Annotated in this window: 16 protein-coding genes; 1 reads left to right on the forward strand and 15 read right to left on the reverse strand. The window is 55.2% G+C overall.

Annotated elements, in window-relative coordinates:
* Positions 1-1,038, reverse strand: coding sequence for a zinc ribbon domain-containing protein (locus HCR00_RS03640; RefSeq protein WP_166987199.1), 1,038 nt, complete (start codon positions 1,036-1,038; stop codon positions 1-3).
* A gap of 95 nt (positions 1,039-1,133) precedes the next feature.
* Between HCR00_RS03640 and HCR00_RS03645 the strand changes: the two genes are divergently transcribed.
* A complete protein-coding gene (locus HCR00_RS03645; protein ID WP_166987197.1) occupies positions 1,134-1,409 on the forward strand; it encodes a glutaredoxin domain-containing protein in 276 nt (91 codons plus the stop codon).
* Here the strand turns inward: HCR00_RS03645 and HCR00_RS03650 are convergent.
* The 14 genes from HCR00_RS03650 to HCR00_RS03715 all read right to left on the reverse strand — a co-directional run bounded on the left by HCR00_RS03650 (position 1,406) and on the right by HCR00_RS03715 (position 20,818).
* Positions 1,406-2,434 carry a 6-phosphofructokinase gene (locus HCR00_RS03650; protein ID WP_166987194.1) on the reverse strand — a complete coding sequence of 343 codons (1,029 nt, stop codon included), beginning with the start codon at positions 2,432-2,434 and terminating at the stop codon, positions 1,406-1,408. The genes HCR00_RS03645 and HCR00_RS03650 overlap by 4 nt on opposite strands.
* Position 2,435: 1 nt before the next feature.
* Positions 2,436-5,162 carry a penicillin acylase family protein gene (locus HCR00_RS03655; protein ID WP_167142845.1) on the reverse strand — a complete coding sequence of 909 codons (2,727 nt, stop codon included), beginning with the start codon at positions 5,160-5,162 and terminating at the stop codon, positions 2,436-2,438.
* Positions 5,163-5,214: 52 nt separating this feature from the next.
* Positions 5,215-7,305 carry a DEAD/DEAH box helicase gene (locus HCR00_RS03660; protein WP_166987626.1) on the reverse strand — a complete coding sequence of 697 codons (2,091 nt, stop codon included), beginning with the start codon at positions 7,303-7,305 and terminating at the stop codon, positions 5,215-5,217.
* Between the two features lie 176 nt (positions 7,306-7,481).
* The gene (locus tag HCR00_RS03665) at positions 7,482-8,414 is read right to left on the reverse strand and encodes a bifunctional riboflavin kinase/FAD synthetase (protein WP_166987188.1); all 933 of its coding nucleotides are present in this window, start codon (positions 8,412-8,414) and stop codon (positions 7,482-7,484) included.
* Positions 8,407-8,835, reverse strand: a complete 429-nt coding sequence (locus tag HCR00_RS03670; protein WP_166987185.1) for a hypothetical protein — start codon at positions 8,833-8,835, stop codon at positions 8,407-8,409. Before HCR00_RS03670 ends, HCR00_RS03665 begins: the two co-directional genes overlap by 8 nt.
* Positions 8,836-8,868: 33 nt before the next feature.
* Positions 8,869-9,234 carry a hypothetical protein gene (locus HCR00_RS03675; protein WP_166987182.1) on the reverse strand — a complete coding sequence of 122 codons (366 nt, stop codon included), beginning with the start codon at positions 9,232-9,234 and terminating at the stop codon, positions 8,869-8,871.
* The gene (gene truB / locus HCR00_RS03680; RefSeq protein ID WP_166987179.1) at positions 9,231-10,241 is read right to left on the reverse strand and encodes a tRNA pseudouridine(55) synthase TruB; all 1,011 of its coding nucleotides are present in this window, start codon (positions 10,239-10,241) and stop codon (positions 9,231-9,233) included. Before truB ends, HCR00_RS03675 begins: the two co-directional genes overlap by 4 nt.
* Positions 10,231-10,713, reverse strand: coding sequence for a 30S ribosome-binding factor RbfA (gene rbfA, locus HCR00_RS03685; RefSeq protein WP_166987176.1), 483 nt, complete (start codon positions 10,711-10,713; stop codon positions 10,231-10,233). Before rbfA ends, truB begins: the two co-directional genes overlap by 11 nt.
* Before the next feature lie 123 nt (positions 10,714-10,836).
* Positions 10,837-13,551, reverse strand: a complete 2,715-nt coding sequence (infB, locus tag HCR00_RS03690) for a translation initiation factor IF-2 (protein ID WP_243854524.1) — start codon at positions 13,549-13,551, stop codon at positions 10,837-10,839.
* A 76-nt stretch (positions 13,552-13,627) separates the two neighbouring features.
* Positions 13,628-13,888 carry a YlxR family protein gene (locus HCR00_RS07045; protein WP_166987173.1) on the reverse strand — a complete coding sequence of 87 codons (261 nt, stop codon included), beginning with the start codon at positions 13,886-13,888 and terminating at the stop codon, positions 13,628-13,630.
* A gap of 50 nt (positions 13,889-13,938) precedes the next feature.
* Positions 13,939-14,934: a transcription termination factor NusA gene (nusA, locus tag HCR00_RS03700; protein ID WP_166987170.1), complete on the reverse strand. Its 996-nt coding sequence runs from the start codon at positions 14,932-14,934 to the stop codon at positions 13,939-13,941.
* Positions 14,935-15,006: 72 nt separating this feature from the next.
* Positions 15,007-16,566, reverse strand: coding sequence for an alpha/beta hydrolase (locus HCR00_RS03705; RefSeq protein ID WP_166987167.1), 1,560 nt, complete (start codon positions 16,564-16,566; stop codon positions 15,007-15,009).
* On the reverse strand, positions 16,563-16,862 hold the full coding sequence (locus tag HCR00_RS03710) for a hypothetical protein (protein ID WP_166987164.1): 300 nt from the start codon (positions 16,860-16,862) through the stop codon (positions 16,563-16,565). The genes HCR00_RS03705 and HCR00_RS03710 overlap by 4 nt, the downstream gene beginning before the upstream one ends.
* Positions 16,859-20,818: an FtsK/SpoIIIE domain-containing protein gene (locus HCR00_RS03715; protein WP_167142848.1), complete on the reverse strand. Its 3,960-nt coding sequence runs from the start codon at positions 20,816-20,818 to the stop codon at positions 16,859-16,861. The genes HCR00_RS03710 and HCR00_RS03715 overlap by 4 nt, the downstream gene beginning before the upstream one ends.
* Positions 20,819-20,822 lie beyond the last annotated feature (4 nt).

A 20,822-nucleotide genomic window follows, 5' to 3' on the forward strand; every position in this document is an offset into this window, starting at 1 on the left:
CTACCTATCAAAAATCACACGGATCGTCTGGTCGGGCAGCACACGATACTTCGCAGCCACAATGATGTCGGCTGTCACCTCTTTGCGTAGACTCTGGCCGGGTACATTGTAGCTAAACGCAGAGCTACCCGCGGCACCGCCATTTTCTGGGTTGCTTGTGACAGCGCCCGTCTCTTCATTCACAACAACTGTTGGGTAACCGATGATTTGCCAAGCACCGTTTTCAAATGCTTCATAAGTCCAGGCTTGCATAGGGCACTGATTTGGGGCTGGCACCGGCTGCGTTGCACAGGCATCGATTTCGCGGTTGGTGACAGCTTGGATCTCCTGCCTGCCAGCATCTGTCAACCCAAGCTTAAACGGGCTACCGCCCTCAAGCCGTGTGCTTTCACCGGCAACACTAAGACTGTATTTTTGCTCACCGCTCACCGTGAAAAACTCGCTCTCGGCACCAAGCGTTACAGTATAAACGCCAGGAATAGCGCTGAGACTAACCGGCACTTCAGACCCGATTACAGCATCCTCAGGAATCTGCTCACTAAAGTCAATGACAGCGCCGTTTATTTTAAGCAGTGGCGTGCTGCTCGGCACCGCAATGCTCAGCTCAGGGTAGGTTATGTTAACGGCTCGCCAGTCCTCAAAAAAGAGCGCCTTAGTGCCGCCGCGTTTCAGCTCATACTCAACAGTGCCAACAGCATCACCCTGGTGAAATTCCACCGTGTAGTGAGCTGAAGTATTATCGCGACTGGCCGCAACTATTTTGAAATCCGTTGGGCGATCTTCTACATTGCGCAGAGCATCACCACGAAAAAGCTCGGCTGCACCACCGGTTGGGGCTGCGATAGCTGTCATTTTTTCAGCATCGCCGGCAATAATCGCATCGGCGTGCGCACGCACCATACTCTCCGGATTATAGACAGTCTTTGCGGCCCACAGATAGCCTACGACAAGCAACGCAACCAGTACGAAAAGACCTAAAAAACCTGCTCCGGCAGAGTTAAACTTTGCAGGCCGCTGTTGCATCGCAGCTTCGTTCACTTCTTTCCTTTCAGGCAGGCTTAAAACGCGCTTGGAATAATAAGTGTACTCGCAGTGCTTGACTATAAGACAGTCCCAAATATATGAGGTGTGAAATGGCAAAGTTTGAAGATTACCTGCCCCCTGAGGGTGAAATCACCATGTTCTCAACAGAGTGGTGCGGATACTGCAAGCGTCTTAAGATGATGCTTGCTTCAACCGATATTAAGATTAATGAAATCAATATCGAGGAAACAGCTGGCACTGAAGAGCTCGTAAAATCGGTGAACGATGGTAATGCAGTGGTTCCAACTGTGCTCTTCGCTGACGGACGCACCGCCACAAACCCCTCGCTTCCTGAAGTGCAAAAGTTTGTGGCGGCCGCGCACTAACCAAACATTCGTCGTGCTTCGTCGTATCGGTTAAGCGGCACCTGCTTGGTTTTTCCGGCAACCGCGCTAAGCGGCACAAGCGCGGTGTCGGTGCCCCTAAGCGCCACCATTGTGCCCCACTGACCGCGCGCAACAGCGTCTGCTCCGGCTGCACCCGCCCGCGTTGCTAGCACCCGATCAAATGCTGTGGGCACCCCACCGCGCTGCACATGGCCGAGAATTGTTGCACGCGTTTCGATCCCTGTGCGCTCTTCAATCTTGTCCGCCAGCACCTCACCGATGCCGCCGAGACGTGCGCGCCCGAAACCATCATCACCGCCCTTGGTGACGCCCTCGCTCATACCTTTGAATTTGAACCCCTCAGCAACAACCACCAGGCTCGCACGGCCGCGCTCATGCACATGCCGCACCCATTCTGATATTTGATCGAGAGATTCAGCAAACTCGGGCAGCAAAATCACGTGCGCGCCGGCTGCGATTCCAGCGTGTAGCGCGATCCACCCAGCATCCCGCCCCATCACTTCGAGCACCATACAGCGCTTATGTGACTGCCCTGTAGTGCGCAGTCGGTCAATCGCTTCAGTCGCAACATGCACCGCAGTGTCAAAGCCGAAACTATAGTCGGTTTCTTCAAGGTCGTTGTCAATAGTTTTTGGTAGCCCAATTGCGTTAATACCCGCTTCGTGCAGCATCTGTGCGACGGTTTGCGTGCCGTTCCCGCCGATCGTGAGAAAGCCATCGAGCTGATCCCGCTTCATAATCTCTTTTAGGCCTGCAATACCGGGCCCCTCATCACCGAATGGGCTGAAACGACTGGTGCCTAAAATGGTGCCGCCGAGAGGAGCAATACCGCGCACTCTGTTGCGGTTCAGGATGAAGCTATCATTCTTAGCCACACCACGCCAGCCGTCCCGATAGCCGAGGTAGTCGTGACCGTACACTTCCACCCCGTGCAGCACTGCGCCCCGCACCGCCGCGTTTAATCCCGGGCAGTCTCCGCCGGAGACAAGCACACCCACTCGCATTTTATTCTCCTGCCACAAGTCTTAAAATTTTGATGCTTCGCTCTTCCACCGCTTCCGGGGTAAAAGCCCACTTAAGGCTGTCGCCAGCGGCCCACAGCGGCAGCTGATCTTTAATATTTGGGGACCGCGGATGCCCCGAAGCGCCTGATGAAATCACCCAGGTTGCGCTGTTTGGATCACTCATATCCACCGCCATGCGCATCGATGGCCCGCTGGTTACCTCAAAACTAACGCTGCCGTCATTCACCGCGGGTGAAAAGTTCATCGCATTCGGAATAGTCGCCCCGCCCGGCACACCGACCGGATCGGCGTTAAAGAAACTGCGGATCACACCCGGGATACTGTCAGCACCCATCACCCTGTGCGTGGGGGATTCCACATGCACTCTGCCCCACTCCCACGCGTTAATATCTGCGCCAAGCTGTTTCACAAGATCGGCTTCAGCTGCCGCAAACGCACGCAGCACCATATCGGGCGCAGTTTCTCGCGCAGCAGTTGCTTTGTCATCCCACAGTTCAGCTTCAGGGTCTGCGAAAGCGCGCACCAACAGCTCCATATTCTGCGCACCAGAGTTTGGCTGAAAGCCTGTGAACTCGTCTGCCACAGTGTTATTTAAAAGGTGCGCATACAGCGCTGCCGCAATAGTTGCGCCAACCGAATCTACTGTTGTGTGTGATCCTTCTGCAACCCAGGCCTGCAACAGCTGTTGCATCTGCTGTTGCCGTTTGGGCGCATCACGTAAATCTGCTGCGATGAAATGCTCACTCAGTTCAGCACCGTATGGCGAACGGTCGAGCAGCATAATTTTTTCTGCATCATGAAGAGTTATATCCCCCTTCGCAATCAGCTCTTCGATCCCTTCGCGGATCTGCTGCGCACGGTATCCCTGATCTGAGTATGAGCCGAGATAGGGGCCGAGGTCGCTCGGTGTGATTTGCTGGTTTGCTGGGACGATAAACCCTTCGGCCGGGTTCAACAGCGCAGGCATGTCTGCGGCAGCATAGTATCCCTGCCAGTCATAACGCGAATCCCAGCCGGGACGTGGCCAACGGCCATCCGCACCGAGATTAGCAGCGCTTGGAATCTTCGTAAGTTGCGCGTCAGTTTCTGCAATATGCGGGCGCACGGGGAACCTTCCGGGCGCTTGATAACCAATGTCCCCACTCTTTGTGGCGAAGAGAATATTTTGCGCCGGCACAGCAAACAGTCGTGCCGCTTCTCGCACCTCAGAAACGTTAGTGGCACGATTAATCGCAAAAATCGCATCCCCGGTAATGTCCGGTTTCAAGGCAGTCCACTCGAGCGCAACAGAGAAATCTTCGGGTGTCGCATCGAGCTTTGCAACTCTTTCATTTGGAACTAACAGGTCTGACACAATTGGGCCGTGCACGCTCCGCCTAACGGTTACGTCATAGCTTTCACCGCCGGCCACATTGAAGGTTTCTGTCCAGACCTCGTAAGGCACGGCAGCCCCGTCTCGTTCATAAGTATTTTCATCGAGATTCTTTTCGACGACAAAGTCTGCAACATCACCGCCCAGGTTGGTCAACCCCCACGCCAGTTCGGCATTGCGGCCGATAATCACCCCGGGCATACCGGAGAAAGAAAAGCCGCTCACATCGATAGTGCAGTCTGCGCCAGATCCCACGCAGTGCAAGCCAATCTGATACCACACGGACGGATAGTCAATGCCAAGGTGCGGATCATTTGCGATTATCGGCGCCCCGCTCGCGGTGTGCTTACCCGAGATTGCAAAAGAGTTTGAACCTACGCCCTGGCCGCGGCCGAGAATCACCGGAATGCTACTCAGCACCGAGTGAGCGGTGTCTACAGCTGCAGCGCTGCTGCGGCCGAGTAGTTCAGCCTGTGCGGCAGCTGCACTGTCTGCGCCCTCATCGCTCACTGTCTTTGCAGCAGACGACACCACCGTGTTTTTCACAGGGGCCGGCACGGCCACCTGTAGCGGATCCGCAATCGGGTATTCTTCGCGCGGCCGTAGATTGCTGCCGTCTTGGCTTGGAATCACTGGTTTGTGGCGATCCTCAAGATAAGGGGGGAAGAGCTTCTCAACAGCCGCAACATCCTGCATGCTTTGGAAGGCTTGCAGCCGCAGCTGTTCATCTTCGATATTAGCTTTCAAATCCCAAGCCATCGCTTTTAACCAGGCTAAAGAGTCAACCCCCTGCCAGGGTTCGATATCTTGAACCGGCACGCTAAGACCTAAAACGGCATATTCATTAGCGATCTGCCACGGCTGCTTCCCCGCTATGTAGGCGTTCACCCCGGCCGCATACGCCTCATAGAAGGATCGTGACTCTGCCGAGATGAGATTCCATTCTTCTTCAGCGAGCGCGCGCCAACCCATAGTGCGGATCACAACATCCGCCTGCTTCGCGCTATCATTCCCGCCAACGAGTTCGGTTAGACGACCCCCGGTTAGATGCCGCCGATAGTCCATTTCAAAGAAACGGTCTTGCGCGTGTGTGTATCCTTGCGCGAAAAATAGGTCGGTGTCGCTGTTTGCGTAGATGTGCGGGATGCCGTTACTGTCGCGCTCTACGGAAACGTCGCCAGACAGCCCGGCAAGCTTCACAACTCCGTCGTGTTGCGGCAGCGGGGCGTGCACAACCACCGCCACACCACCAGCGACTACCGCAACAACAGCTGCTAGCAAGCTGGCTGTGATGATCGCGAAGTTTCGAAAACGTTTGCGCGCCGCCTTTGCCATACCACCCCTTAGTGATTGATCTTTGAAGTCAATTCTACGGGGCGATTGCAGCTTAGCTTTCGCGGCTCTCGATCTCCTGTCTTAAGACACTCATCAATACCCGCATCTGCACTGAATCAGCGTCGTCAGCCTGGGCTGCACCACCGTCAAGTGCGCGTGCGGCAAGGCCCGCCTTCGAGTCGATCAACTCAGCAATCCGCTGGTCGATCGTCTTTGAAGCAATAATGCGCCATGCGGTCACCGGCTCTTCCTGCCCGATGCGGTGCACGCGGTCGATAGCCTGTGTCTGTTCAGCGTCGGTCCAGCTCAATTCAGCAAGCACAACGTTTGACGATGCTTGCAGGTTAACTCCCACGCCCGCAGCTGAGAGAGAGCACACAATCACGTGCACCTCCGGGTCGGTTTGGAAGGCATCAATCGCCTTCTGCCGCTCAGTCGCACTCTGATACCCGCGAATTGAGGTGGTTTTGAGTTCGTGTTCGGCAAAGGCGGCTTCGGCGCGATCCATAACGTCGTTGTGTTTTGCAAAAAACACTACTTTACCGGCAGAACGGGCTAGCTGCGCAGCATAGTCAACCGCCAGATCGATTTTTGCGAGACCGATCTGCCGCACCATGCTAAATACGTTTACGCCATCACCCTGCTCGTCTGCTTCAAGTTCTCTAGCGCACACCATGCGAATGAGCTGTTCGTCACTGTAATCGTGTTCTTTTGCCACTTTACGCATGCGTTTGTAGCTGTCGTAAAGTTTGTTAGCAAGCTTGCGTTCGGCCTCCTGCACCCCGGGAGCCGCCGCATCATCAAGCTCAATCGGCAGGTCGATAACACGCTTGGCTGGAAGATCCTTCGCAACATCAATCTTCCGGCGGCGCACAACCCCGAGGTCGATAACCGCCTGTCGTGCCGCGCCGTAGAAAGCGCCGTCAGCCGGGGTTAAACCGGTTGCTTCCAAAGCTGAAAGCAGCTCTGGGCCGGGTTTTTCGCCGGCGGTCCAGCCGAGCATCTGCCAGATAGCGCGGAAGTCATCGATTGAATTTATCAGCGGTGTGCCGGTCAACGCGACGAGCAGTGGATCACCGCTGGGGGCTGCGTTCCGCACCCGATCGGCAAGCGCAAGCACGCTTCTCGACCGCTGTGAGGTGACGTTTTTAATCATATGCGCTTCATCAACAACCAGACCGTTAAAGCCGAAATCACCGAGCCACGACAGGTGGCGGCCCACTATGTCGTAGTTAATGACAAAGATATCTGCAAAGACATCAACGTCTTCACCATCGCCTGTGATAACACTGACGCGACGTTTCGGGGTCCACTTCTCAGCTTCGCGCGCCCAGTTCATTTTGACCACGTTCGGCGCAACAACAAGCAGCGGATACGAGTTAGCGACCGACGCCGCCAGCAGCGACTGCGCAGTTTTACCCAAACCCGGCTCATCGGCGAGCAGGAACCGTCGATGCCCGTCGCGGACGGCGGCAAGCAGTTTTGCCTGGTGCGGCATGAGCTCAGTATCTGCGGGGGCTATGCGATCGCGAACGGGAGCTTCTGGCAGCTCCATACTCGCCATACCGTGACCACCCTGCTCAAAAGCTTTCAACAGCGGTGAAATCAGCTCCCAGTTGGCAAGACGCACAACCGGCACCTCTTGGCTCTTCCGGTTTAACTGCGGCGCCAAAAACGGGTTTGCCAGTTTGCGCGCAGAAACACGTGCGGGCACAACCTGTCTGTCAACCAGCTCAGGCGCAACAATTTTTGTAATCGACTCTTGCGCTGGCGTTGTTGGCTCCTCTTCCGGAGCTTCAAGCCCGGCCTGGGTCAGCATCTTCCGCTTCAGGGCAATAGTTGCTTCAGTGATCGGAGCTTCCGGCTCTAGCAAAGGCAGCAGGCTCGGATCTTGCGCAACGGTCTTGGCGAGGATCCCCGCGATGCCGTCAAGGCGCTTCAAGGTTTCGGCGCGGTCTGCTGCAGAGATTTCTTGGTCGTCACGGACGCGGGCGCGCTCATCACGCATGATCAACGCCACGACGTGAAAGCGGGTGCGATTGGCGGGGCTGGCCTTACCGCGTTGCGCAGACGCTTCAACCTCGCGCACCGCTAACGCTAACTGGGGAATAATGCCCTCATTGTGGGCGTGTTTGCGCTTCATGCTGTGCCCAGACTTCGAGGTGCGCACAGAGCGGCTTTTTACTGTAGATGCCAAAACATCTCCTGTTTCGTAAACAAGCACCCGCGCAGTTTTAGCGCAAGTGTTCTGATATATCTGCGGGCCGTGAACGGCAGAGAAAGCCGTTGAAAATCACACGCCAGAAACGCAGGTTTATACTATATTAGCAGGTCGCGAGTCTGCTGGATGTCTGCTTCCATCTGCTTTACCAGGTCGTCAATGCCTGTGAATTTTGTCATCCCACGCAGTCGATGTTTGAATTCAACGGTCATCAGCTCGCCGTAAATGCTTCCTCTAAAATCGAGCAGGTGCACCTCAACCTGACTTGGCGCATCTGGGGTGAAAGTAGGGTTACCGCCGATAGATATTGCTGCCATATGGGTCTTGCCAGCCACATGCGCAAGACCAGCGTAGACACCATCAGCGGGGGCGAGCCCCTCATACTTCGGCTGCAAATTGGCAGTTGGAAAGCCCAGCAAGCGGCCGCGCTCGGCACCGTGCACAACCAGGCCGCGAATCCGCACGGGCCGTTCCAGTAGTTGTGCGGCAGCTGCAATATCCCCAGCGGCTAACAGCGCACGGATCCTGGAGCTTGAGACCCGCTTACCATCAAACACAACGTCTTCTGTTATATGCACTGCAAAGCCAAGCTCTCGGCCGAGCTGTGTTAATAACTCGACGTCACCGGATCCTCCCCGTCCGAAACGGAAATCTGCTCCCATCAGCACCTGCCGCGCATTCATCCCTTCGCGCAGCACCTTTTGAGCAAACTCCTCTGGCGAAAACTCTGACAGTTCACGTGTGAAGTCAACCATCAGTGCCGCGCTGATGCCGAGCCCTGCAAGCAGTTCGAAACGCTGCTCAGGGCTGTTCAGCGCCGGCGGGCAGGCTGCAGGATTCAACACCTTAAGAGGGTTCTCTGTGAAGGTGAAAACAGCAGGTTCTAGGCTGTGTTCTTTAGAGACGGCGAGCAGTCGCTCAATAATTGCTCTGTGTCCTTTGTGAATACCGTCAAACTTTCCGATCGTGACCGCTGTCGGATGCGTAAAAGCGTCTGCCGGCAGAGCTTCAAAACTGCGAAAACTACGCATCGGCGCGCTCCAGCCGGTCGAGTTTGGCAAGATAGTTAAGCCCTAAAATCGGCATTATCACTGGGAGGAACAGATACCCGCTGCCGAAGTGCGACCACACTGCGGGGTGGGCGAAAAATTCCGGCATCAAAAGACTTAGTGTGCCCACCGTAACGACCCCAATAATTTCAAAGATCGCTCCCGCTCGGGCAATATTGCGCCACACACGCCCACGCTGAAAGAGAGCAACCGTGATTAGCACATACACAACCGCCGCCACAGCCGAGAGGCTGTATGCCAGCGGCGCCTCCTCAAATTTTGAAATGATCTGGTAGACAGAACGCCCGGTTGCCGCAAGCGCGAGAATCACATAAATAATCTTTATAAGTTTGCCCAAGCCCCCGATTTTAGCCGCGTCTAAGCTCGCTTCGTGAGATGCCATAAGTTCTATCTTAGCCTTGAATTTAGTGCTGGATCACGCCCAGATGCCCCAAATAACGGCCATTCTGTAAACCATTACCGCAAGAGAGACACCGACAATTGCAAGCACCCCGTTCGCCCACCGGGTGCGATCAACAAGCGCCCAAACACCAGCGCCGATCGGCAGCGCAAACGCCACAATTAGGTAAAGCCAAAACTCCAGCAGGTCTCCCGCAGGAGGGTTACCCACAGCAGGAGCCACCAGCGCTATCACCACCTGGCAAAGCAAACCTACTGCGCTTAAAAGCGTGAGCCCCATAGTCAGATCGTTGGGAGCTTTCTTTAACACGCAGGCAGCGACGCACACAAGCGCAGCCAGCAGCGCAACGACTATCTGAGCTACTGCAAACCACTCAATCACCGCACAACCTCCTGCTGCAAAAACCCGGTAAGCACCCGCATTTTTCCCTTGCGGATCGCGACCAGCGCCACCAGTCTACCGGTCAGCGCTACTGCTGCTGCGAGCTCAGCGTCAGGCGCTGTCGTCTCTAATTGTTTGCCGTGCCCAAGCGCTATCGCTTCGTCCTGCTGCACCTTAACAACCGGAAATAGCTGTGCAGCAGTTTCCGCCGGTGAGAAACAGGGCAGATTTGCTGGGTCTGCTGCTTTACCGGCAGCCACTTTTTGCGCTTCAGCATCGAGAGTGTCTAAGCACACTGCGCTGTTTACACTAAACGGGCCAACGCTTTCGCGACGCAGCGCAACAAGGTGACCGTAAACACCGAGCGCAGCTCCCAGATCGCGTGCTAGTGCACGAATGTAGGTCCCGCTTGAAACCTCAGCTGTCACATCAATGTCGAGCACAGCGTCGCCGTTCTCTGTCTGCGCTTCTCGCACACCACCGAGTTCAAAACGGTGCACAGTAACCCGCCTAGCCTTAAGGTTAACTTCTTTCCCCTGACGCACCAGATCGTATGCTCGTTTTCCCTGCACCTTAATAGCGCTAACAGCTGTCGGCACCTGCATAATTTCACCGGTAAAATCAGCCATCGCGCGCTTCAGCAGCTCACGCAAGCGACTTTCGTCGGTTTTCACGAGAGCAGTCAACGCTGCGATATCTTTCGGCGCTGCGCTTCCTGTAACAGCGCCAAGACTGTCATCAGTAACGGTGGCCTGCCCCAAGCGAATTGTTGCGGTGTAAACCTTGTCTAACCCGACGAGATGAGTGAGCAGCCTCGTTGCCGAGCCAATACCGATTGTGAGCAGGCCCGTAGCTAGCGGGTCGAGCGTTCCGGCATGACCCACCTTGCGGGTCGAAAAAGCTCTGCGGGTGCGGGCAACAACATCGTGGCTTGTCCAGCCGCTTCGTTTATCAACGAGTAGGATCGCACCGGAGCCCACTGCCTCCGAAAGTGAATTAACGGGCATCGTCGGCGTCGATTACTGCGGTTTCACCATCCACAGACGCTGTTTGTTCTGCCTCACCTGCAGGTTTCTTATATGGATCGGCGTCACCAGCGTATTCAGCGTTGGCCGCTAATTCAGCCACCTCAGCATCACGCTGCTTAGCAGTGTTGAGCAAATCAGTCAGGTGCGCAGCGGTTTCTGGCAGCTGATCCGGAATAAACTCCAGCGTTGGGGTTAAGCGAGTGCCCAAGTTTTTTGCAACCTCGCTGCGCAGCATACCGGTTGCTGCTCGCAGAGCCTTCGCGCTATCTTCACGCTCAGCATCTGTGCCGTAAACGGTGTAAAAAACTGATGCCTGCTGCAGGTCACCTGTGACACGCACCTCAGTGATCGTCACAAAGCCCAGCCGTGGGTCGCGCAGGCCTTTTTCGAGGCGACGCGCAAGAATCTGGTGAATGCGATCTGCAACTTTTCCAATACGCGGGTTAGTCATAAATTTAAGCCTATCAATCTGCCAGTTTTTCGTATCTGATGATTTGGTGACATAAAGAGCTAGAGAGGGCTCACGGATTGTTTAGATCCGCGGAGCCCTCTCTGCGCTTAGCGCTCGGAGTCGCTAGCTGCGTGGTTTCTCAACCATCTCGATGGTCTCGATTTCATCGCCCACCTGAATATCGTTGTACTTGCCCAAACCGATACCTGCTTCAAAGTCGGTGCGCACCTCGGTGACATCGTCTTTAAAGCGGCGCAGTGACTCAATCGCTAGACCGTCGGCGATCACAACACCCTCACGAATAACGCGAGCCTTCGCGTTTCTGGTGATGGTGCCCGAACGCACGATAACACCTGCGATATTGCCGAACTTGCTTGAGCGGAAGATCTCGCGGATCTCGGCAACACCCGACTGCACCTCTTCGAACTCTGGTTTCAAGAGGCCCTTCAGAGAGTTCTCGATATCGTCTATCGCGTTGTAAATAACGTTGTAGAACCGAATATCGACGCCCTCACGCTGAGCGAGCTCGCGAGCTTTCACATCTGGGCGCACATTGAATCCGACGATAATAGCGTTATCGATTGTCGCCAAGTCAACGTCAGAAGCGGTAATCGCACCAACGCCACGGTGCAGAATACGCAGCTGCACCGTATCGTCGATTTCAATCTTCATCAGTGACTCTTCAAGAGCTTCAACCGCACCAGAAACATCACCCTTGATGATGAGATTGAGTGACTCAACCTTGCCATCTTCAAGTGCCTTGGTGAAGTCTTCAAGGCTCATACGCTTACGTGCCTTCGCAAGCTGTGCATTACGCTCAGCAGCCTCACGCTTTTCAGCGATCTGGCGTGCTGTGCGATCTTCATCGGTCACGATGAAGGTGTCACCAGCACGCGGCACCGAGCTCAAACCCTGCACAGCAACGGGGCGTGACGGGCCAGCCTCAGCAACCCGATTACCGTTCTCGTCGAGCATCGCACGTACGCGACCGTAGGCGGTGCCGGTCACGATAGCGTCACCTACGCGCAGGGTGCCTGATTGGATAAGCACGGTGGCAACCGAGCCTCGACCCTTATCTAGGTGCGCTTCAATCGCGATACCGCGTGCATCTTTATCAGGGTTTGCACGCAGGTCAAGACCGGCGTCGGCGGTGAGCAGAACAGCATCCAGCAGCTCAGTGATACCGACATTGTTCTTTGCAGAAACGTCAACGAACATAACATCGCCGCCGTATTCTTCTGCAACAAGACCAAACTCGGTTAACTGTGAGCGCACCTTCTGTGGGTTTGCTTCAGGTTTATCAACCTTGTTTACCGCAACCACAATTGGCACATTGGCCGCCTTCGCGTGGTTCAACGCTTCAATTGTCTGCGGCATGATGCCGTCGTCAGCTGCAACCACAAGGATTGCGATATCGGTGACCTTTGCACCACGGGCACGCATAGCGGTGAACGCCTCGTGACCTGGGGTGTCGATGAAGGTAATCTTGCGTTCAACACCGTCATGCTCGGTCGCAACCTGGTAAGCGCCGATGTGCTGCGTAATGCCACCCGCTTCTCCCGAAACAACGTTCGCGTTTCGGATGGCGTCGAGCAGGCGGGTCTTACCGTGATCAACGTGACCCATAACGGTTACTACCGGCGGGCGTGGTGCCAGATTTTCGTCATCCTCGAGCGCCTCTGCCTCAAGGTCTATGTCAAAGCCCTCAAGCAGTTCGCGATCCTCTTCCTCTGGGGAAACAACCTGCACCTTATAGCCGAGCTCTTCACCGAGAATCTCGATGGTTGCCTCGTCAAGTGACTCTGTTGCGGTTGCCATTTCACCGAGGTGGAAGAGCACAGTTACCAGGTTTGATGCGCTGGTTTCGATCTTCTCTGCGAAGTCTGCGAGAGAAGCACCACGGCGCAGACGGATCGGAGTATTGCCGTCACCGCGCGGTACCTTAACGCCGCCAATTACCGGCGCCTCCCGCATCTCAAACTCTTGCCGCTTTGCCCGCTTTGACTTACGCGCTTTGCTCTTTGAGCCGCCTCGACCAAACGCGCCTGCGGTGCCGGCACCACGGCCGGCACGCCCGCGACCACCGAAACCACCAGCTGGCCGGGGAGCTCCTGCGCCGCCCGGACCACCTGCGCCCGGCCGGCCAGCCCCACCTGGGCGACCTGCGCCACCCGGACGACCAGCGCCTGGACGGCCAACACCGCCCGGGCGACCTGCACCTGGGCGACCAACACCGGAGCTGCCGGGACGTGGCGCCGCTGGCTTCGGAATGCTACCCGGGTTGGGGCGCTGCCCCATGCCCTGGCTGGACGCAAACGGATTGTTGCCCGGACGCGGCGGGCGCGGAATGCCCATACCCTGGCTGGATGCAAACGGGTTATTGCCCGGACGCGGTGCACCAGGCTTTGCAGCACCTGCTTGGCTCGCCTTTGGGTGCGCCGGAGCAGGCTTTTTAGCTCCCGGCTTAGCAGCTGGCGCAGGCTTTGCTGTGGCCGTGTCTGCTGCCTTCGCGGGGGCCGGTTTCTCAGGCTTTGGTTTTGCAGGGCCCGGCTTAATAGCGCCCGGCTTTGGCGCGGGCTTCTTTGCTGCCGGTTTTGCCGCGGTTTTTGCCTCGGGCTTCTGCGCCGCAGGCTTGTCACCGCTGTCTCCGCTGTCGGTTGCAGCTTTAGCCGCGGCCGATTCGGTAGCGAGAGCCTTTTTAACTTCCGCTGCCACCGGAGGTAACACTGTTGACGATGGTGATTTTACATACTCGCCAAGCTCTTTCAGCTTCGCAATCACCACTTTGCTTTCGAGACCCAGCTCGGAAGCAATTTCGTGAATTCGTGGGTTTGCCACTTTTCTCCTGTCTGGGTTCGCGCCCAGACAGGGCGAGAACCTTTATTTCTTATTGACGGAACTCATCGTGAACCGTTCATGAGTGATCCATGATCAATTTCAACCTGTTCTCTAATTGGGTAGTGTCGTCTATCTGCGGCACTCGCAAAGCCCGCTGGAAAACCTGGCGAGACAGTGCTCGATTCACACACTGTGCACTACGGTGCAGCCAGCAACCGCGCCCCGCAGCATCGCCACGTTCATCGATTACCAGCGCTCCATTGCGCGCAACAACGCGTAACAGCCGGGAACGGTCATCCCGTTTTCGGCACCCCACGCACGTGCGAACTGCTTCCATCTTACCAGTCCCCGCAAACCTTTAGCTGGACGGCCCAGCAGTCTCTGCCTTTATGACTCCATCACAGAGTCGGCTTGAATATCAATCTTGGCGCCTGTGAGTTTCGCTGCAAGACGCGCATTCTGCCCTTCTTTACCGATAGCGAGCGACAGCTGGAAGTCTGGCACCAGCACGCGCACCTTTTTTTCCTCAGCGTTAAGCATGAAGACATCAGAGACCTTTGCGGGCGACAGAGCGTTTGCGACGAACTCAGTAAGGTCGCTCGAATAGTCAATCAGATCGATCTTCTCTTCACCCAACTGGCTCATCACGGCGCGCACACGACGCCCCATTTCACCGATAAAGCATCCCTTGGCGTTCACCTCAGGTCGGTTCGAGCGCACCGCAACCTTTGACCGATAGCCAGCTTCACGGGCAACCGAAACAATCTCTACGATTTCCTCTGCCAGCTCTGGCACTTCAAGCTCAAACAAACGCTTCACCAGCCCCGGGTGGGTGCGTGAAACAGTTACCTGTGTGCCGCGCAGACCCTTTGAAACTCCGGTAATGTACACGCGGATCCGACGCCCGTGCGGATACTCTTCACCCGGCACCTGCTCCTCTGGTGGCAGAATCGCCTCAACATCTCCCAGATCGACATGTACCATGCGCGGATTTGGCCCCTGCTTTACAACGCCAGAGATCTGCTGACCTTCACGATCCTTATAGTGTCGCAACACGGCGTCATCTGACAGTTCACGCAGGCGCGATGCGATTACCTGCTTGGCTGCGTTAGCCGCGATCCGACCAAAGCCTTCCACATCTGCAACAACCTCACCGGTGTACTCACCATCTTCGTTGTATTCTTTCCGGAAAACACCAAGATCGCCGGTTTTCTGGTCTAGCTGCGCACGCACATCAGAGTCTTTTGGTGCGTCGAGTTTGTTGTTAACCAGGTGCTTAATGTAAGCGGAGGCCACTGCTTGCTCAATAATTTCTGCCAGTTCTGCGATTGGAATCTCTGTCTCAGTAGCCACTGCTCGTAGTTCTGTAACTTCAATGCGCATAACGCCTCCCTTATTCAGCTGTAAACCTCGGCTCGCGAGACTAATTGAAAGATTTAGTCTAGCAAAATAGTTTTAATGCCGTGCTGTCAGACTCGCCTGCGGGCTCTCAGTCTCGCGGCCGGATGAGTCTGAAGTCTGCGTGTTTGCCGGCGCTGCTCCCTTAGAGTTTCGATGCACTTCCGCGATGATCGCCGACACCGCGGGGCTACCACGATCTAGATACCCGCCACCGACCTCACCAACATACAGTGAGTGTGATCGCACCGAATTACTGTCGCCCCAGGCGTTCACATTAATCTCTGGCGCATCAGCCAAATTTCGCGGATCGGTTGGATGGCTTCCGAAAGTTCTGCCTATTGGAGCGATGACATCTGCGGGCGGAGCTTGGCGGCGCCTCCAATATTGCGGGTCACTTGCGCTTTCTGCAGTCTGCTCTCGTGTAGCGTTCTTCGCATTCCAGTTTTTTGGATTGGGTTCGGCTGTGGCTGACAGCAGCCTCTCGGTGCGCAACTGTTCTCGTTTCACTCCCCTAGCTAGACCCGCTGAACCGATGGTAAAAACTGCGGCGATTTGCTTCCCCTCATGCTGTAACGCCTCCGCGGTGACAGTAGTGCCGTATGAATGGGGCACGATCGTCAGCTGCGCTTGCGGGTTTTTAGAGGCGAGATCGCTCAAAAACCTGCTGAGCCCAACCCCACCAACCTGCGCCCGCGTCATGCCCGGTTCTTCAAAAAGATCCGGTGAGTCATACCCCAGCCATGCAACATAGCTTGTGCACCCACTTGCTTCTGCGACGCTGAGCCGCTCCTCCGCTTGCAGTGAACGCACTGCGTCTCCCAGATTGTCTATGCCCGCCAGGTTACTGCCCATACCTGGCACAATAAGCACAATCCGTTCCGCTGTTTCCAAGTTCCCATAGGCTACCGCGCCAACAAGTTGCCGATTCTGCCGCCCAAGAGACAGCAGATTTGCATCGGGATTGTTTCGCAAGTGCTGCGCAAGTGCCCTTAACTCAGTTTTAAACTTTATTTCGCTCAGCCCTGTGCCGCTGAATCCCATCTCTCGGTGCGCACGCCCTGGATCACTCAATGCCCGCAGTAGCAAAGTTAAAGGAGTTTCAGTGCTGGTGCTGAGATTTTCGCTGCGAGCCAGTGCGGTTGCTGTTCGGGTGCCGGTATTAGTCTGAACGGGGAAGATCTGTGCGGGGATCCGACCAAAATCCTGGGCGTTCACAGCAGCCAACAGCTGCGCAACCGCGCCACGATACTCGGCACTAATTTGCATCGCCTCGACAATTTCCAGCTCGACCGCAGCCCCTGATTCAGCAGCTAGCCGCCTAGCCACTAAGTTTTCAACAGAGTCGATAAAGACCTCAAGTGCGCTCGCAAGCTGCTCAATCGAGTGCATGAATAACTCAATTTTTGATGTGATCTCACGCTCATGCACTTCCAGCAGCTCTCCAATAGCTACGGATCGCTGTCCGGTGAGAAGATCAACCGCCCAGCGCTGTTGCAGTTCCGCCTCATAAAGTCGGTCAGTCAAGCGGCAAAGTTCTTCTCGATTTGTAACGGCATAACCAATAACAGCAGAGTTTGGAAGCGCGCCCACGACTGCGCAGTCTTGACCGATCATTTACGCGTCTCCAACCTAGCTGTGACACTGTCGCCAGCCGCCACGTCAACTGTATGGAACTCTGCAAGCACAGTTTCCACGACCTGCGCGCACCCCTGCATAGCTTCGGTCAAGGCTTGTATCCAGCTCTGCAACGACTGATCTAACTGCGACACCAAACTAGCATCCAGCACCTCTGACAGCAGAGAGCCCAGCCCTTCAAAGGAAAACTGAGTGCAGCCAAGCGATGCCTCCCCATCACGCATACGGTGCACATAACCCGATAACATCTCTGGGTCTAAAAAGATGCCATTCATACGCGCTCCCCTACGACGGCCGCCGTTAAGACGACAGCTTTTACGAGATCGTCAGCCCCCGCAGCGCCACTGTTGCGCCCCGCCTGCACCACTGCCCCTCCGGGGATTAAAGCAATCTGTTTTGCAATTCTGGCGCTCACCCACTCCGGCGGTGCGCTAGTCTCGCTTTGCGGAATCCACACCCGAAAATCGGGCTCTTCTCCGGCTGGCAGCAAGCCGTACGGTAGTCGCCCTGCGGTTGTGCAAATGAGCATAATTGTGCGTTCTAAACGCCGCGCCTCTCGCAGCTGACGCACCCAGTCGCTTGTAAGAATTCCTGCGCTCAAGAGGTTTTCTTTTACTATCACCAGTCGCGCAGACTCTGGTGGCATCTCCACGCTAGACACTTCAAAAACGTGTTCTGGTTTCAAGCAGTGGTGTGCAATTAACGCTGTCACGAAGTTTTCTTGTAGCTTGGGCGCACCCCCAAAATGCACTAATCCGTGACGCGGAAAACCGGTTACCGCATGGGCCACAAGCGCAGCTCCCAGAGCTTCAAACTGCAGCGCATCACCAAGTTTTGTCGTAGCTTTAAGAAGCGGCCAGAGTGGTGTGGGGGTGGATCGCCAACTGCCGCATCCTTCTGGCTCCCTGAGCTGTATCTGTTTTACATCCGGCAGGTAAATTGCCCGCTGCGCTGGCAGATTTGCCACACTGCCACGCAATTTAGGTGGCAGCAGGTGCGCGAGCGCAACGTCTACCGTGCTCGATTGCAGCAAAAATATGTGTCTTAGTTTGTCTCGTAATCTTACGGGGATACTGTGCGTGCTGCGCATCCCAACAAGCACTAGATTAGTCGGATCAGAAAGCAGACTCTGCAGTGCTTCGATAATAAGCTCAAAGGCAGCACCTGCGTTTTCAAGCACTCGATTGAGATCCTCAATTACAACCACACAAAGCTGATTCTGTTGTTTGATCCAATCTAAAAGTCGCAGAATTTGGTGTGCATCATCAGCTTCAGCAAAAGCGATGCGCGAGTTAGACGCCGGAACTTTCATGGCACTACTCTGGCCACGAATGATGGCACCACGAAGTTCATCGCGTCTTTCTAATTGCGATGCTGCAAGGAGCGCCTGCAGCGCAGTCGCTCGCGCGGCAGCACATTCTGCTACGACAGCGCAGTTGCCGCTTAAGCCTTCCCAAAATGTCATGATCTTACGTTGCCGCTCTTCCGGCAGTTCGATGATGCCGATAGCGTCTTCGGGGATTCCTGATGCAGCACCAGCAATCTCCTGAAGTTTTGCTCGTGTGAGACACAGCGGCATCTCCTGCACCCAGGTCAATTTTTCCGGTCGCTGAAATTCTGTGTCAGACAGTCTGCTCATCACTCGCACTAGGGCCGCAGCCAGCGATACTCCATTTAAGACGAGGTGATTCACCGATAAATTAATGAACCCGGCCATACTGCCTCCGGCAGCGCGCACAAAGCCCACACCTTTGTCTTCCTCTGTGAGCCGCGCAGCCTCTGCTCCGCCGAGCAACTCTCTGCTATCACCCTCAGAGGCGACACGCATAGCAAACAAAAGTTGGATGTTAGCTCTTGTTCGGTCGTTGATAACACCTCCCGGTTTTTGTGTCGCTAACACTAGGTGAATACCGAGTGAGCGTCCACGCTGTGCGAGATCTTGTAGTGAAACCTGCAGTTCGGGGTGCTGCTGCAAGAGGGCAGCGCACTCATCAATTGCTACCACCCAGATCGGCAGTGTTTCAGCAGATCTGCTATTAAAAACTTCTATATCACTTGCCCGCACGCGCTGCAGCAGAGTTTCTCTGCGCACTATTTCACGTTTTAACCCGCCAAGCAGTCGCTCTCCACCATCGTTAGCGAGATCCGTCACCAGCGCTATAGTGTGCGGCAGATCCTGTAACTCACCAAAGGTCGCACCACCTTTAAAATCTGCAAGTAAAAACTGTACGATCTCTGGCGAATTTCTGACCGCCATGCCGAGCAGCAGAGACTGCAGCAACTCTGACTTACCGGATCCGGTTGTTCCCGCGATCAGCGCATGGGGGCCCACTTTTGCAAGATCAAAGCCGCTTACTCCTCTCTCGGCGCACAACACAGATAGACGTAAATCAGGTTTTTTGTTTTTCCATCGGGCGCTCACTGCACTAACAACGCCTGCTGTACTAAAATCAGTCAGTTCCAACAGTTCTAATGCAGAGTTCGCTTTCTGCTGCCCCGGGTTAGTCTCCGTATCCGCATTTTCCGACCAAGCTAACCTGCTCAGACTGCGCACGACCTGTTTTACGGTGTTATCGGTGATGCTACGACTTAAAAACTGGCGGGTTTGGTAGTCCTCTTCCTCTAATACCAAGGTATTGATGGTCTCTCCCAGCCAAACACTGTTACCGAACGCTGAGCTAGCTTTCTCAGCGCAGCACACAATCACTAGGCTCTGCCCTGATAGAGCAGCAAGCTCCTCACACTTTGGCACAAACGCCGCATCCCCTATAAAACAAATCAGTAGCTGCGCTTCACGCCACTTAGCAGTGTGCGGCAGAGCTGAAAACCAATATTTTTCTAGCAGAGACTCGCAGCCGATGAATTGAAACCCAACTCTGCTCGGCGCATACGCGACTGCGAGTTGCAACACAAGCTCTGCAATGTAACTTGCACGCGCGCATTCTGCGCCTCGAACAGCTAACTTCGTCTCATTTTTAAGTTTCAAAGTTTGTTGTCGGCATACGGTTTTTCTGCCCACCAAAGTCTCATCTATTAGACTCTGCAGCTCAGGCTCAATTCCCGACTGTTTAAGCAGTTTAGGCAGTTGCGGGTGTTTCTTCTCTACAAGGCCGAGCGAGCAGGCAACCGGGCCACACTCAGTGGTTTTACGCCACAGCTTAACCGGTTCTGCCTCTAAAAATTTGCTGAGAGCAGGGAGATCAAGCTCATCTCTCCTGACGAGGGTTTCGACACCGCGGTCTAGTGTCGACAAAAACAATTGCCAATCAGCAGCAAATTTTTCTCGCACCGCCCTGTGCTGCCGTTTAAACCGTCTACGGCTCTCTAGCAGCGACCCAACCAGCATAATTGGTGAGAGAGCTGTGAATATCAGCACCGTCGGGGTTTGCAAGACCAACCACAATAAACCCGCAAGAACCAGTGGTGCCACCCACGCGTATACGGGCATACCTTTCGGTTTTGCCACCTCCGCTATGCGCGGGAGTTCCAAGACTGGTAGCGACGCAGCAGCTGCTGTGGGTGGCAGATCACTGCTATCTTGAAACTCTGTCGAGACTAGCTGTTGCGTGTCGAAATCCGCTAGCGGCTCAACCGCCACCCTAACACCGGCAACCTCGAACAGAGATAGCTTGGCGCTGTCAGCTTCGTCTAAATCTGCGCGTAAGTCGCTCACAGGTATTGAGTTAGACAGTCGTATCTTAACTGCAGTGCCGACTTTAATCTCAGCGACAATAGCTGGCACCGCATCACAGTCAGCCGCTGCTGTTACTGCAGCTGGCATCAGGGTGCGGGCAACATCAATATCTCCTCTGCCAAAACCGACGGTAAAGCTTCCTTTTGGCAGCAGGTACGATTCAGTTTCAGAAACCGTCAGGAGCGCACCGCCAATCAACCGCACACCGGGCGGGACCTTATTAGAATCGGGCAGACTAATCTCAAAACCACTAAGCCAAGGATGATCAGCTACGAGGCTCGCGCCGCTCACACAATAGCTATTGCCAGAGCCCGGATCTTTCACCACAAGCCCGTGCCCCAAAAGAGCGGCAGGGAATTCTTCCGAGCAGTTTTGCCCTGCCGGTACTGCCAGTTTTAAGCCGGATCCTGATTCGGAACCTAAACTCTGCTGCACAAGAGCCTGATTAACGTCTGCAACAGTAGTGTTGGCTGCAAACTCAAGCAGCACAGGCTCTAGATTACCGGATGCTTTTCGCAAAAACACCGTGCATCGCATAAGC

Origin of the sequence: Canibacter zhoujuaniae, assembly GCF_011752005.1 — a bacterium.
Taxonomy (GTDB): Bacteria; Actinomycetota; Actinomycetes; order Actinomycetales; family Microbacteriaceae; genus Canibacter; species Canibacter zhoujuaniae.